We start from the raw sequence: 14,969 nt of genomic DNA, 5'->3' as shown, positions 1-14,969 counted from the left end.
AAGGGATTTTTTTATTCTATCCACCTCCGCCCGCGGCATATGGCCTGAGTTCCGACAGTCCCTGCTTCAACCGGCGAACCCCTTCCCTCAATTGCTCCGCATCAAGATGACCATAGCCCAATATAATGCGGTGCTTATGTCTGCCCTTCACCAGAGTATGATATTCTACCGGATAGACCTTTACGCCATCGTCTAGCAGACTCGCCAGCCGTTCTTCCGTAAAGCTGATGCCTCGGAATGAAACGACACAGTGCAATCCCGTTGACTGTCCCGTTACTTCTATCTCATCCCCGAACGCTTCCTTCAGCGCGCGAAGCAATACATCTCTCCTGCTCCGGTACAGCTTCTTCATTTTGGCAATGTGGCGTTCAAGCCCTCCGCTCTCGATATAGCGAGCCAGGACAAGCTGATCAAGGGAAGACGTATGCAGATCCGAAAACCACTTCAAGCTGCGGCACGCCTCAACTAAATAACGGGGAAGCACCAGATAGCCCAGTCGAAGCGCAGGCGATAATATTTTGCTGAACGAACCGATGTATAGCACACGTTCCGGCTCCAATCCCTGCAGCGAGCTGATTGGGGGCCCTTCGTGGCGGAACTCGATATCATAATCATCCTCTACCAAATAACATCCCCGCTCCCGTGCATAGTGGACCAGTTGGATACGCCGCTGAATCGATAATGTGCCGCCAAGCGGGAACTGATGCGACGGGGTTAGAAAAATAAATGCAGGATTCATTTCCTGCGGCAACAGGGATGTCCTCATGCCATGCTCATCGGTAGGTACGGGATACAGCTCGGCGCCCGCCTGCTTGAAAATGGTCTGAATATCCCGCGTAATAGGGTCTTCTAGAATCACTGGATCACCCGCTGAGAGTAGCAGCCTCGCGGCCAGCGTCAGCGCCTGCGTCGCTCCGGAGGTCATCACAATTTGCTCCGGCAGACAGCGCACTCCTCTTGTTTTGGATAGATACTGCGCCAGTGCCCTTCTTAATTCCAAGCGACCTTCCGGAGCGCCGTAGCCGAAAGCCGCCGCTGACGTTTCAAGCCAAACCTCATGAGACAGCTTGCCCCAGCTTTTGCGCGGAACCGCGTCAAGTGCCGGTATGCCGGAACGGAAGTCAATGACCGCATGTTCTGCAGCCGACTCCTCTGCTTCGAGGAAGTCCTCGGCTGTATAATGTCCATGCGCCTCCTCCAGATAGGCCCCTTCCGCTACATACGTGCCTGATCCTCGCTCTGCCATAAGGAAACCCTCTGCCAACAGCTGATCGTAAGCCTCAAGCACCACATTCCGCGACAGATGGAGCTCCTTCGCCAGCTCGCGCGTGGAGGGCAGCTTATCGCAAGGACGCAGCTCCCCTCTTAATATCCGATCACGGATTTGCTCATATAATTGCCGGTTCAAGGCAATGTCCAAATTACGATCGACGGGTATCCAAAGCATAGTCGCTGGTTTCCTTTCCTATCAGGCAACAAGCCATTATAGATCCTGCGACAAACGAATCATATCCACGACTTGTATCCCGTTCTCGACTATTTCTTCCTCATAATGCCGGATGAAGAAGTCCCTATCTACGCCTGTAATACGGAAGCCGCATTTCTGATAGAGCGCCAGCTGGCTTACGCTCGAATTGCCGGTTCCGATCTCAATTGTTGTATACCCCGTAAGTCTGGCCTGCTCGAGGGCGTGGTTCACCAATTGCTTGCCGAATCCTTTGCCCTGACAGCCTTCATCTACCGCTACATTCACAAGCTCAACGGTCTCTGGCCTTGTGGGCAGCAGGACATAGACGCCTACTATTACGCCATTCTCTGATTCTCCGATAAAGCATTGCCCTCTGCTTAAATATTGTTCGACCAGATTCTGAGAAGGATCAGCCAATAGAAGCAAATCCATCGGCGGTTGCTCCCCTGCTTGCAGCATCCGTATATTCATCATCATTTCTCCTTAAGATAGTCGTTCAGGCTGCACCAGTATGCCGGCTCAGCTAAGAGGCCCTATAGCACAAAGTGGTACCTTGAAAATAGCGCAATAGTGGATCTCTTGCAAACCATTTTAACATGATAGATTGAGGACATACAGAACGAAGGAGTGTGCAACCGATGATTCAACCGCAAGAACAAGCTGCCCATGCCCTAAAATCAATTTCCCGCAATGAAACCATTAAGTCCTATATCCGGCAGTCCAGCGAGCTGTATCCCCTTCTGCGGAGAGCCGCGCTAAGGTTCGTCACCGGCGATACGCGCGAAGAAGCGCTGGAAGCAGCGAAAAGGATAACGATGAACGGTTATGGTGTGACGGTGGAGTACATCGGAGAGAACATCTCTACCGAAGCGGAGTGCTTGAAGGCCACCGAAGAGTTCCAATCCATAATTGAGGCTTTCGGTCATCACTCGCTGGAAGAGACGGTGTCGCTTGACTTGTCCCATATCGGATTATCCATCTGCAGCGAGCTCGCATACCACAATCTGATCGGGCTGGCTGAAATCGCTCAACGCTCCGGCATCTCCCTCATGATCGGGATGGAGGAGTCCTCCAAGACGGATGCTATTCTGCACATTTACAAAAAAGTATCCGAGAGAATCCCCGCGGTTGGAGTAACGCTTCAGGCCCATCTCCATCGCTCTCCCGCCGACCTCCAGGAGCTGCTCCGCTACCCTGGCAAGATCAGACTGGTGAAGGGGGCGTATGGAGAGCCCATCGAGCTTGCCCTGCCCCGCTCACCAGAGCTTAACCTCCGATACTTGGAAATGGCTAATGTTCTCTTGGAGAGCGGGCAACCTGTCTCGCTAGCCACACATGATGAGTCGCTGCTGCAGGAATGGTCGCTCCGGTACGGTGTATTGCCACCCCATGCCGAATTCGAGATGCTGTACGGCATTCGGCCAGAACGGTTAAGCGAGCTTCGAGCTGAAGGCAGCCGCTGCAAGGTCTATCTTCCTTACGGAGAGGAATGGTATCTGTACGTATGCCATCGTATAGCGGAGCATCCGGAGAATCTGTATCAGGCGCTCGTCGACATGATTGAACCTTCAACACACGATCGAATGAATTCATACACCTAACGAGGATGGATACTGGTATAGATGAAAGAGGGAGAATCGCAAATACCGACTCTCCCTCCACTTCTTGTACTTGGTTTTGACAGCATGAATTATCTTGAGACATTAATGCCTGCTTAAGGCATGTTATGCGGGAGCTCCAGCACTACTGCATTGAGGATAGGAATAAATTCCACGTCTACTGCACCACTCTTCGAATAGCTGCCGCGACCAGCAGGAGCGGTCCCACCTTTGTATTCCGGCAGCCAGCCTACATACATTAACGAGCGCTGGTGTGTGCTGAATATGGAGTTATACGCGTCTCCTGCAGGACGGAATTGCTTCCTGTCCGCTTCCATAAGCTGCACCCAATCCTCCGGGAACGGTATGACTCCATAATTTTGTTCGTCCAGAGAGACTGGCAACTCTATCTGGATGCGTGGGACGTAGAAATAATGTTCGTGCCGTGAGTAAGCGTTCCGATCTCGCAGCAGATAGAAGGTAAGCTTCTCCATCTCGTCTTTTGGATCAATATGATAGACAAGCACGCGCTTACGGGGATCTTTAACATCAAGCTTCCAAATATGCGGCATGCCGTTGTTGTCTATCCGGGTCAATCGCCATTCATGTTTCTTCCACTCCCAGAAGCTCATGCCATGCTCGCCGTACAAGGATATAAACGGTACAAAAGCATGCTTGCTGTCCAGTAGATCGACAGCAGCCAGTTGCTTGACCTTAATTTCATTAGACATTCCATCAATGGCGTTTATCATAGCCTGCTCGCTGGGAAGCGATCCCGGCTTACCATCCCACTGGCTGAACCAGTAGACTGAAGCGGCTACTACTCCTATTGCCACAACGATGAGCACTTTAATTTTCACGAGCTGTCACCTCCACATCCATAAGAGGCTCTTCACTGCGGAAATAGTAATGGCGTTCCGGCGTTTGAATCAATACACCTCTGCCGTCGAACTCCAGGTACACGGATGTATCATATCCGCTTCCCCAACTCGACTTGGCTCCAATCAATGCGTAAGGGAATCTCTCATTCCCATAATTAACTTCACTCACCACGTTAGAGTCATAATACCAGTTCAACGTGTTTTGGGATTGTTTTAACTCAAGAGTGTGCATTCGGTTCTCAAACACAATATAATCCCAATTCACATCGCTTGCTGATGGATGAATGCTTACGATTTGAGCTTTTTCTGTATTTGCCAAGTACGTGGAAGGATTGGACTGATCGTAAACCGCTTGATGCAGCATAATGGCAAGCAGCGTCGTCCCCAAAAAAGTATAATTGGAGAGAAATCCGATCCATGCGAACTTGCGATAGGTATTCCAAGAGCCATTTCTCAAAAAAAAGTATAAGAGCCACACGCCCAAAGGCAAAAAAGCAATCTTAACGGGAGTTGCTAATATGATGAAATTTCCGGAGGTAGAGAATATGCCAACTAACGAAGCAAAAAGCATCTTCCAGAGGACGGGCTTCTCCTTCATCTTCTTATATTGGCGAAGTATCAAATAAAATACGACACCCCATCCCAAGATGGTAGCCATAATCAATATCACATTCTGAGGGAATTCCAATTGCAAGGCCATAGATACTGCCACGCCCCCTTTCAAAACTTCATTGCCCCTAATCACTACTGCTGTTAACCATCGTCCTGCGGCTCATGGACTTTTTCACTCTAACACACCTATTTTGGTAATGTAACCCTTTTTTGCTCGTAAAAAAGACACCCTGACGACTTATGTCAGAGTGCCTTCCTAACCAACGGCATTATGCGCCGACCGTCACATCAGGCTTCATTGTCCGATTCTCGCCGAGCCGGTAGAACCAGACGGAGACGATGGAGACGACCGCGACGGTGATGAACAAGCTTTGCCCGCCGTAGCCCTGCAGCAGCATGCCGCCAAGCCATGGACCAAGGAAATGCCCTAAATTCGTAAAAGTCTGAGCTCCGAAGTACGTTCCTCGCATCTTGTCCGGCGCCAGCCGATCAATAATGATCGCTCCGGCAGGGAACGTCAGAATCTCGCCCCAAGTGAAAATAATCATGGATACAATGAGCATCCACCAGCTGTCGCTAAAGGCAAAACCGATATGGCCGATTGCATAGCTGATACTGCCAACCGTAATCGCCGTCATCGGCGACTTCTTCTCCGCCCACTTGGAGAACGGAAGCTGGAAGGCAATGACGACCACCGCGTTAATGCTCATCATCCAAGCGAACAATGTAACCCCGCTTGCGAACTGCCCGTCCACAAATTGAGATAAGGTTGACGTCATTTGTGAGTAAGAGATCGCGCTAATGACGCCCCCGATAATGAAATACCGGAATGCCCTGTCTCTCCGAATGACGCTCCAAGACTGCCCGATCGTAACTGGCTCCTTCTTCTCTCCCTCGATTCGGCGAATACCGAATTTGTTCAGCAGCACGTGAAGCAGGACGCCGTAGCATAGATAGATGCAGCCGGTAATGATCCACGGTAAGCTGCCGCTCATCGCAGCGAACAGCGTTCCGAGAAGCGGACCGACCGATACGCCAATATTAATGGCCATATAACGAAGGGAGAAGACGTGATAGCGTTTCTCCTTCTCCGTTAGATCGGCCATCAACGCCTGAGAAACAGGTTCATAGAAGGAACGGCATAACCCGTTAATGGCATTAAGCAAGGCGAATATGATCGGAATACCCGTAAAAGCAAATCCCAAAAAGACAAAGCCCCACATATAAATTGCCGTCAGCATAATGATTCTGCGGCCGAACCGGTCGGACAGGTAGCCGCCGAAGAAGCCGCCAAGCATGCCCGCAAGCGAGCCGATGCCAATCGTAACACCAATCATGGTCGGACTCATATCGGTCGCGGCCAGTAAGTAGATCGCGAGAAACGGCAAGCTCATGGAGCTGGCGATTCTGGCGAAGATGGTGCCAGCTAGCAGCACTTGAACAATGGGATGGTACTGGGTAACCGTCCCGAAGAAACGACGAAACATCGAATCCCTTCTTTCTCTTGCTGTACGATACGATCCTTGGGATGCGATGCTTTAATTTACCGTCACCTGCTCAGGCTATCGGTTCAGCAAATTTTTATATAATTTAATGATACTTTGATGCAAGCCTTCATGATAAAGAGCCAAGCTTAAGAATTGCTCCGGTGAATCCAGCGTAAAGCCCGTTGAGGTTGTATATGGCGTTGTCTTCTCCTGTAACCGGTCCTTCAGCGCCGCCTGAATGCGCGCGTTCTGCTCGCCAAGCAACCGCTCCAGCTCGAGCAGAGACGGAACAGGTGCAGTGCTGGTGCTCTCCAAAGGAGACGTACCGTATTCGAATCGTTCCTTAAAGCCGTCCGGCAAATGCTGCGGGAGCCCGATGTACTGAAAGGCAAATCGCTCCAGCACAACATAGACATGTCCCACATTCCAGCGAATCGAATTGCGGAAGCCATCCGGTATGAGATCCGCCATCTCTTCGGAAACTCCGCTTGCCGCCTTTAACGTGCCACCTCGAACAAAAGCCAACTGCGCAAACAGAAAATGCTCCATACATACCCGCTCCCAACGTCTTTAATGGTATATAAAAAGATAAAAAGAACCTTTTCATAAAAAAAGGTTCCTTCTACTCGGCCATAGCGATTGCATCTCGCATTATTCACATCGGAATAAGAAAACAAGGTTTGCGGAGAATGCAAGGCTAAAAAGTGTCGATTCTGTGAAAGGTATGCCCATTATACCTGACACCGTGCGAACGGACAATCCCTTTTTAAAACTCATATCAAACAATCATTGTCATCACGAAAAAGCCGCCTCCCGTAAAAAGTTCTACGAAGAGACGGCCCTTTGACTTACTTTTAGGCGAATGACTGTATTATTCCCCGGCAATCAGCCTTTTGTTATTTTGCCAAGCCTCTGTACGCCATTCCAGAAGCTTGTCGTAGCCTGCGGACTGAGCGTTTTGCTCTGCTTTGTCCAGAATACTGAGCACTTCGTCATCGCTCTTCGCCATAACGCTTTGCGCATAAGCCTGTGTAAAGATATCGTCTACGCGCTGTTTGACAAGGCCAAGATCACTGTTCGGCTCCGGATCAAGGTTGATGAATTCCGTAACGTCAGCCTGAGTTGGCCACGTCACTTCATTCTGATAACGCGCTGCCCAGTTCTGCTGCTCCGGCGGCAGCTTGCTTTCGTACTTCATTTTAGCAGGATCGATGTAGCCTGTGTTGCCATTCCACATGATGCGGTCATGCGCTTGCTGAAGATCCAGCACTTCCTTGGCATCGTATTCATCCGTATAGATTGGATGGCCATCTTCGTCAAAGCCCTTCCAGTTCTTGCCCTCCGGACCGAAGAAGAGAAGCGCCTGTCCTTCCGGACCTGTATACCAGTCAAGGAATGCGAAGATCTTCTCAGGGTCCTTCGCGGATTTCGTGATAACGCTTACGTTCCATCCAAGAGCTGAGTAAGTACCAGTGAAAATTTTGTTTTTGTCGAGTCCCGGCTTATGGATTGGCCAGATCATAAAGTAACCGGCTTCCGGATCGTTCTTCGACAACTCCTGATGGGCATCCATTGCAATCGGGTTAGAGCCGGCATAGACCGCTACCCGGCCCTGCATAACCTTCTCCTCGATCTGATCCAGCGTCTGGGTGAATGCATCCTGGGAGATCAGCTTCTCGCGGTACAGCTTGGAGATATACTGCTGAGCCTCGCGGAAGGTCGGGTCCGTGAACAGGGACGTCAGCTTATCGCCTTGCGGCACGGCACGTATGCCCAAATATTCGTAGAGATTGTTCTCAGCAAATCCCGTATAAAGAACACCAAGTCCTTGCATATCCTTCGCCAGATGCGGTTCAAACGGAATGATGCTTTCTCCATACTTTGCCTTTACTTTTACGAGATAATCGTACAGATCGTCCGTTGTCTCGAGCTTTGGCGAACCCAGCTCGCCATAGACTTTTTTATTAATAACATAACCGGCGTTACCGTTTGGACGATTCGTGTACCAGTTCGGGAACTGATACAGCTTGCCGTCAGAGGAACGAAGCAAGTTCATGTTGTCGCCCATCCAGGTTTTCAGGTTCGTGTATTTGTCCAGATAATCATCGAATGGAACGAGCATGCCTGCTTCACGCAGTCTCTCTACTTCTGCACCCCGGTCCATCCACATGACATTCGGCAATGTGTTCGAAGCAATCATCGTACTCAGCTTCTGGTCAGCGTTGCCGCTTGCCGCAATCGGAACAATATTAACCCCTTTGTTTTCCTTAATCCATCTTCCCGCTACTGTACTGTCCCATGCCGGCACATCGTACCAGTCATAGTGTCCGTACATGGTGAACTCGAATGGCTCTGAACCCAGCTCCCATTCCGCTGTAGAAGCGGACGGATTTGGCGCAGGCTCTGAATTCGTCTTCTTGGAACTGCTGCAGCCTGCTAGAATGGTGCCACATACGAGAATCGCGGACACGATGAGCATCGTGGTCTTTCTGGCTTTCGTCATGCTTGTATTACCCCTCTCCATATGATGTTATATGTCCAAAGCGAAAACCGCCTTAAACCATTGGGATATTACGTGTTCAGCAAATTCGATCAGCACGATGTTCACGATGTTGTCTGGTGCCCGGATGTTGATGTGCCAACCCTCTTATCTTTGCTTGCCCCTGCCTAGGCGTAGTTGCCCGGCTGCGTCTTGCTCTTCATGGCCATACCGAAATCGGTATAAATGCGGTTCGTCAGGTCGATGCCTCTCGCTCCCGCAATATGATGGGCCAGAATTTGAAAAGGTATGATTAGCGCAAAAGGCGCGGCGAATTCGTCAATCGTGAGATTCAGTCCAAGCACATTGGCTTGGGACGAGCTTCCCGTCGTCACGGTGTAGACGTAATTGGAGATACGCTCTTCGTAGCTTCGCAGACGCTCCAGACGATCCTTGACCGGGCTTTCCGTCTCGACGAAGAAGAAGCGATGCTCCGGATTGACCTCCAGATACGGACCATGCATGAACGCCTCCACCTCTACACCTTGCGAAGGCACTCTGACGGTCTCGACAAACTTGGTCTCGAATTCCTTGATCGTCCCTACCGCAGGCCCGTAGCCGACCGCCGTGAACCGGGGCGCGCTGGCAAGCTCCTCGCGGAAAGTCTCGAAGAATGTCTCCGTGCGGGCTATCGTTGCCGGAATGGCTGCCGCTGCGCGCTTCAGCGAATCCAGCTGCACCTGTACCTCGACAGCGCTCAAGCTGCCGTTCATCTCGCCTGTGCGCAGGCCCGCCAGCATCAAAGTAAGGACAGTCGCGAGGAAGCCCTTCGTTACATAGCCAACCCGTTCCTCGCCGCAGCCGATATCGATGGTCAAGTCGGCGGCTTCACTAATTGCGCTCCCCGTATCGGCGCTCATCGCGATTACAGGCAGACCCGCCTCCTGGCGCACGCGCTCCAGCGCCCCGATCGTTGAAGTGCTGTGACCGCTCTGGGAGATGCCGATAGCTAGATCCGTATAAGGGCTCATTTTGTCATAATGCGTGAACGGGAACGGCTCCTTGATGTCCACCCGTACGCCCGCCCAGCGTTCAAGGGCGTACTTGGCGCTCAGCGCCGCATTATAGCTGGAGCCTGTTGCGACGAGCAGCCAATCCTGCTTGCCGGAAGCAAGCTCCGCGAACTTCTGCACATTGTCCGGATATGCGGCGAGAATACGCTCCGACATATCCTTCTCTTCGTTGATGTAAGTCATCATGGTCGGTTTCACAGTCTACACCTCCGCTGCGTACAGATCGGCTACGATGGACATCCATTTTCCCGCTACACCGGTCCATACTTCTTTATAAGTTGCGTTATTGAATTGGGGCCAATACGGCTCATCCTCATTGCCGAAGGTTTGTACGCCGACCGGCAATTCGCCCGTCATCTCGCCGCACAGCACCGTATATTGCTGCGCGTAACGATAGCCTTCGCCATGCATCATGGATTGGCCGAACGGATTTTGCCCTACAATCCAACGCAACTGCCCCTCCGCAATGTCCAGCAAAGCCTTATCCTTCAAGTGAAGACCCGCTGCGGAAGCCGCCTTCCCTTGCGACAGCATGATAGCGTTATTGCCTCTGAACGAGAACCAAACAGGAAATCTGCGCAAATAATATGCTTCATTCAATTTCACGCCTTCCTTAAGCTGGTCGCTGTAATCTTCTTTCGCTTGATGGTCAATCAGCAAATGCTGATAATTGAAGCTCTTGTCGTCCTGATGCTCGTTCACATGGTAGACGCCGCTTGCCAGCATCGGATACGGCAGCGTGTATGCTGCAAGGCGCTTGACGTATTCCGCGTAAGCCTCGATCGAGGCCAGCCAATCGCCCCCTTCGGGATGATCGCCCTGCGATTCATGGATGGCCGTGAACGCCATCATATAGAGATGCTCGCGCGCCTGGTGGTTGAAGTGCTGTACGACCTCTTTGCTTGGATTCCGGTAGAAGAAGCCGCTCAGCCTGACGCCGCCCTCTACCTCGATGCCCTCAAGCTCCTGGGACCTTCTTACAAAGGCAATAAATTCGGCTGCCTTCTCTGCATAGAAGCTGTCCTTGGTCGCCTTATACAGCATGGATGCAGCCCATGATGCCGTCGCCATGTACAGACTCTCGGATGATTGGTACGTGTGTTCCCAGAAAATTGGCTTTTGATCAAAGCCATGCTTCTTGAACTCTTCCAGCGCGTATTGGAAATCTTCTTTGGCAATCTCCAGCAGCCGCTTCGATAACGCAGGATGATGCGGTATCCGGCTATGGATGTAAGCTTCGATGCCTGAGCAGAAGAAGTTCTCATACGCCTGGTTATGAACGCGCGCTTCCGCGTCATCCATATTGCCAATTCGGCCGTCCGTCCACCGGGTCATGCCTGCGCTTGTAGCGCGGTAGCCGTCGCCGAACCGTGTTTTTAATATAAAATCAAGTCCCCACTCGCCTTCCTCCAGCAAGCGAAGATAGAGATCCTCGTCGTAGGGTTTCACTTGATCCGCCATTTCGAACAGCGAATGTGTCACCTCTGCTGTCTGTATGAGCTGCTGCGAGACGTCGCCCGCATCATGCCACCCGCCATTGAACGACAGCAGCGTTCCCTTATGATTCGCCACAATATCCGCATGACAGCTGCCATGGATGCCTGGAACCGGATAGCCGCAACGCTCGCAGAAGATGAAGTTCAGCGATTTCCATACGGAAGCATGCCATACGCCCGGCGCCGCTCCAATCGCGAAGCTCTCTGTCGCCGAGCCGCCTGCGCTTAGCGTATAACGGCCGTTCTGCTTAAACTCGGAGAAGTCCATCACCTGGAACGTTCCCCACTCCGTCTCCAACTCGCCCAGCTTGCCAGTGAATACGACAGCTCCGCTGACTTCATGCAGAAGTTGAAAGCGCTCTCCCTTAAGACCGACAGCAAAGGCTGTTTTACTCCCGTCGGCCGAATAGCCGCTATGGGAATACACAATCTCCCCCTGCTTCGGCACCCAGCCTTTGGACACATGATGACCGTCCACTTTCTCCAGCGTAATATCTTTAAGCGCCAGCTCAATCGCATCTCCAGTCGCTTTTTCCTTGCCGTTCAAGTAATAGCCAATTGTCAGCTCCGTAATAACATCTCTAGGAAGCTCTTGAATATCCAGATGGACCGTATTCCAATCATGATTGTCCATGTTCACGCCGTGAACGCCCTCGCGGTGATACAAATCAGGGATCGGAATGGCGCCTTCGTTCTTAAACTTGATCATGATGTAGGCGTTAGGCACGCCGTGAAAATCAGGACGCAGCTTAAGCGTGACACGATTGAATGCTTCCCAGTTTACCTTCGGAAGCTTCAAGGTCATCCACGCGCTGCCGAAGTTCGTATAATCTCCGTCAGCGGGCGCCCCTTCCGGCCAATGCGGCATAATGGAAGGAGATACGAGCTGGATCGTTTGACCGGTTGTTCTTAGCGACCCTACACCGTGGTGGACCCATTGATGACTTTCCCCGGAAGCCGCATTGAACAACGTCTCCCGCGAGAGTACAGCTTGCTCCGCTTGTTCCTTCTCCATCGAACGTTCATGATAGATGGGCAACGGACGGTGAAGATAACCCGACTTTCTGATATCCTGCTTGAAGCTTTCATTCATCATGAGACAACACTCCTCTGCTTCATAGTCCATGCTTCCAATCCCACCATGGCTGCGCCTACAAGCCCCGCCTCCGGTGTCCCTTGCTTCGTGCTTGCAATTCCATTCGTAACAAATCGCATCGTCTTCGGATTAAGATGCTGCTCGACCAGCTCCTTGAAATACGCGTTGCCGCCTACTCCGCCGCCAAGCACAATCGTATCCGGATCCGATACGCGCACCATGTTCATGATCGCAGCAGCCAGCGCCCTAGCCCCCTCGTCGGTGACCCGCTTCGCCAGAGCGTCACCCCCTTGGGCTTGTTCGAAGATAGTCTCGGCCGCTACTCGCTTGGCTTCTTTTATAGCGATCTTGGTATCCGGATATTGGCTGCTCAGACTGATCACACGCTCATGCAAGCCTAGGCCGGAGGATAACCGTTCGACACAACCTACGCGGCCGCAGGCACATATCGCGTCACTGTTCATGTCCACAACCATGTGCCCGATCTCTCCCGCATTAAAGTGCGAGCCTTCGATGATCGCGCCATTGACGACGAAACCCGCCGCAATGCCAGTGCCAACGTTGAGGTAAATAAAGTCCTTTGAATCCCTGCCCCAGCCATGCTTCAGCTCCGCCAGCGTAGCGCAAGATACATCATTGTCGATTCCGCAAGGAAGGCCGAATTGCTGCTCGATGATTTGCCTTACGTTAGTCGGGTTTGTTTTGCCCGGCTGAATCTCCATCCACACGCCTCTTGCCCGGTCTACCCGGCCTACTACACCGATACCAATCGCGATGAGTTCGCGCGCCTTTCTTGGCGCTGTGCCGAGATAGTCTGATATGGCTTTCTGTATATTCTCCATGGCAGCTGCTTGTGTCGCCGTATTGGTTGGATACGACTGCGTATGCAGCACTTTGCCATCCAATGTGACTTCTCCGAGCAAAATCGATGTTCCGCCCAGATCGACTGCAAGTATAGATTGCGGAATTTGCTGTTCCACAGCTGCACCTCCTATTCTATTTGGTATCGTTACCAAAAATGATTAGAATATTTTGTTGTTGTCATGAGATTAACAAATGAAAAAGACGGTGTCAACAGCATAATTTCGCGGTTTTTTATTTAAACTGTCATATACTTCGTTAGATCATACACCAAATGAAACTGTGGTAACGATACCAAACCTGTATTGAATAAAACCCGTACTTGGGTTAAAATTTAGCTATAAACACAGCATCGGCCAAAGGATGTGCCCCGTTGAAAACGAAAATGACCATTCAGGAAATCGCCCAAAAAAGCGGCGTTTCCGTGTCCACTGTTTCGCGTGTGCTTAACAATAGTCCATCCGTATCTCCCAAGAAGAGGGAGAAGATTCAGCAAATTATCGACGAATACAACTATACGCCAAGCGTGTTCGCCAGAGGCATGGTCAATCACACATCGAAAAACATTGGCATTATTTTGCCGGACATCACGAACCCTTACTTCGCTTCCTTGTTCCTGGAGATACAGAATTTCGCGCTGAAAAATCAATATGCCACCCTGCTGTTCAACACGATGTTCGTCCGCCATCAGCTGCAGAATGAGCTTCATCTGACCGAAGAGGATTATTTCAAAATGATTCTGGAGAAGCAAGTGGACGGCGTTCTGATCCTGGGAGGCAGCATAGATAAGGAGGATGTGTCCGACTCGTTTATTCATGCGCTCAATCAGCTGCAACGCCGGGTGCCTGTCGTCATTGTCGGCTCCAAGATCGACGACTGCGACTGTCTCTTTATCGAGCGGAATTTGAGGCAAGGCGTTACGTCGATCGTCCACCACTTTATCGCGCTCGGCCATGAGCGCATCGGCTTCATCGGAGGCGAGCCCGGCATCCGCATCACGTCCGCGCGGATCGATGCCTTCAAGCACAGCCTGCAAGTGCTGAACAAACCGGTAGACGAGCGTCATATCGTCACATCCGACTACTACGCGCAAGACGGCTATTCTGCTATGACTCAATTGCTGGACGCTTCAGCCGACTGTTTGCCGACTGCGGTGATTGCGATTAACGATATGGTGGCGATTGGCGCCATTCGCGCCATGAAGGATCGCGGCCTGAATTGTCCCGGCGATATTGCGATCGCAAGCTGCGACCAATTCCTCCAGAGTGACTTCAGCATCCCTAGACTGACGTCGCTGGATCAGCACAATGAATATTTGGGCCGCATGGCCGTTATGCAGCTCATTAGCGCCATTAACGGCTCTGAGGAAATGCTCAGCATCAACCATTCTCCAGAGCTAATCATCCGTGAATCATGCGGTGCTGCTGGCGACGCCAGCGCTCGCGCGTAACTGAAGCCGCTGTAAGCCGATTTTCTCGTCTTGTAGCGGCTTCGTGCGGCTTCGCGGACGCTCTAAGCTGAGTTTTTCCGCTTGCAGCTCATTCGTGTGGCTTCGTGGACGCTCTAAGCCGAGTTTCTCGGCTTGCAGCTCCTTCGCGCGGCTTCGCGGGCGTTCTAAGCCGAGTTTCTCGACTTGCAGCTTCTTTGCGCGGCTTAGAGCCCTCATGGGCTCATTGGCATGAAGCCAAGGACCCATGCGCACGAAACACAGCTCATCTACCGCACAAATAGCCGATAAAGCCACTCGCGGCTTTATCGGCTATTATGATCTAATCTTTTATTCCCATGCATATGGCCAATTGGGTGAGGCAATAAAGTAGCTAGCTAGAAATTTGTTTGCTTGAGACTACCTATCGTTTCATTCGGAGCGACTTTAGTAAGTCACATGACCCGAATTGCTTATAAACTACACAGAGCT

General features: G+C 51.5%; 13 protein-coding genes. 2 read left to right on the top strand and 11 right to left on the bottom strand.

Annotation, left to right across the window (positions count from 1 at the left end; genetic code table 11):
- Window positions 1–16: 16 nt before the first annotated feature.
- A complete protein-coding gene (gene pdxR / locus AC0YNW_RS16070; RefSeq protein ID WP_475832791.1) occupies window positions 17–1,447 on the bottom strand; it encodes a MocR-like pyridoxine biosynthesis transcription factor PdxR in 1,431 nt (476 codons plus the stop codon).
- A gap of 36 nt (window positions 1,448–1,483) precedes the next feature.
- Entirely contained in the window at window positions 1,484–1,939 is a 456-nt protein-coding gene (locus AC0YNW_RS16065) for a GNAT family N-acetyltransferase (RefSeq protein WP_475833155.1), read from the bottom strand.
- Between the two features lie 167 nt (window positions 1,940–2,106).
- On the opposite strand from AC0YNW_RS16065, the gene AC0YNW_RS16060 reads away from it, so the two are divergent.
- Complete coding sequence (locus AC0YNW_RS16060; RefSeq protein ID WP_475832790.1) at window positions 2,107–3,069, top strand: proline dehydrogenase family protein; 963 nt, start codon at window positions 2,107–2,109, stop codon at window positions 3,067–3,069.
- Between the two features lie 113 nt (window positions 3,070–3,182).
- Here AC0YNW_RS16060 and AC0YNW_RS16055 read toward each other — a convergent pair whose 3' ends face one another.
- From AC0YNW_RS16055 to AC0YNW_RS16020, 8 genes are all read right to left on the bottom strand, one after another.
- Window positions 3,183–3,926, bottom strand: a complete 744-nt coding sequence (locus tag AC0YNW_RS16055) for a hypothetical protein (RefSeq protein ID WP_475832789.1) — start codon at window positions 3,924–3,926, stop codon at window positions 3,183–3,185.
- Window positions 3,916–4,647 carry a hypothetical protein gene (locus AC0YNW_RS16050; protein WP_387470799.1) on the bottom strand — a complete coding sequence of 244 codons (732 nt, stop codon included), beginning with the start codon at window positions 4,645–4,647 and terminating at the stop codon, window positions 3,916–3,918. The genes AC0YNW_RS16055 and AC0YNW_RS16050 overlap by 11 nt, the downstream gene beginning before the upstream one ends.
- 181 nt (window positions 4,648–4,828) lie before the next feature.
- Entirely contained in the window at window positions 4,829–6,046 is a 1,218-nt protein-coding gene (locus AC0YNW_RS16045) for an MDR family MFS transporter (RefSeq protein WP_387470797.1), read from the bottom strand.
- A gap of 75 nt (window positions 6,047–6,121) precedes the next feature.
- Window positions 6,122–6,595 (bottom strand): DinB family protein, encoded by a 474-nt coding sequence (locus AC0YNW_RS16040; RefSeq protein WP_387470795.1) that lies wholly within the window; start codon window positions 6,593–6,595, stop codon window positions 6,122–6,124.
- A gap of 322 nt (window positions 6,596–6,917) precedes the next feature.
- Window positions 6,918–8,549: an extracellular solute-binding protein gene (locus AC0YNW_RS16035; RefSeq protein WP_475832788.1), complete on the bottom strand. Its 1,632-nt coding sequence runs from the start codon at window positions 8,547–8,549 to the stop codon at window positions 6,918–6,920.
- A 164-nt stretch (window positions 8,550–8,713) separates the two neighbouring features.
- Window positions 8,714–9,796 (bottom strand): SIS domain-containing protein, encoded by a 1,083-nt coding sequence (locus tag AC0YNW_RS16030; protein WP_475832787.1) that lies wholly within the window; start codon window positions 9,794–9,796, stop codon window positions 8,714–8,716.
- A gap of 3 nt (window positions 9,797–9,799) precedes the next feature.
- Window positions 9,800–12,187 carry a glycoside hydrolase family 9 protein gene (locus AC0YNW_RS16025; RefSeq protein WP_475833154.1) on the bottom strand — a complete coding sequence of 796 codons (2,388 nt, stop codon included), beginning with the start codon at window positions 12,185–12,187 and terminating at the stop codon, window positions 9,800–9,802.
- Window positions 12,187–13,170 carry an ROK family protein gene (locus AC0YNW_RS16020; RefSeq protein WP_475832786.1) on the bottom strand — a complete coding sequence of 328 codons (984 nt, stop codon included), beginning with the start codon at window positions 13,168–13,170 and terminating at the stop codon, window positions 12,187–12,189. The genes AC0YNW_RS16025 and AC0YNW_RS16020 overlap by 1 nt, the downstream gene beginning before the upstream one ends.
- Window positions 13,171–13,436: 266 nt before the next feature.
- Here AC0YNW_RS16020 and AC0YNW_RS16015 point away from each other — a divergent pair, with 266 nt between their 5' ends.
- Window positions 13,437–14,501: a LacI family DNA-binding transcriptional regulator gene (locus AC0YNW_RS16015; RefSeq protein WP_475833153.1), complete on the top strand. Its 1,065-nt coding sequence runs from the start codon at window positions 13,437–13,439 to the stop codon at window positions 14,499–14,501.
- Here the strand turns inward: AC0YNW_RS16015 and AC0YNW_RS16010 are convergent.
- Window positions 14,463–14,753, bottom strand: a complete 291-nt coding sequence (locus AC0YNW_RS16010; protein ID WP_475832785.1) for a hypothetical protein — start codon at window positions 14,751–14,753, stop codon at window positions 14,463–14,465. The genes AC0YNW_RS16015 and AC0YNW_RS16010 overlap by 39 nt on opposite strands.
- Window positions 14,754–14,969: the final 216 nt, after the last annotated feature.

It is taken from the genome of Paenibacillus sp. J31R120 (genome assembly GCF_056269225.1).
This window is presented reverse-complemented; position numbering and strand designations above follow the sequence as displayed.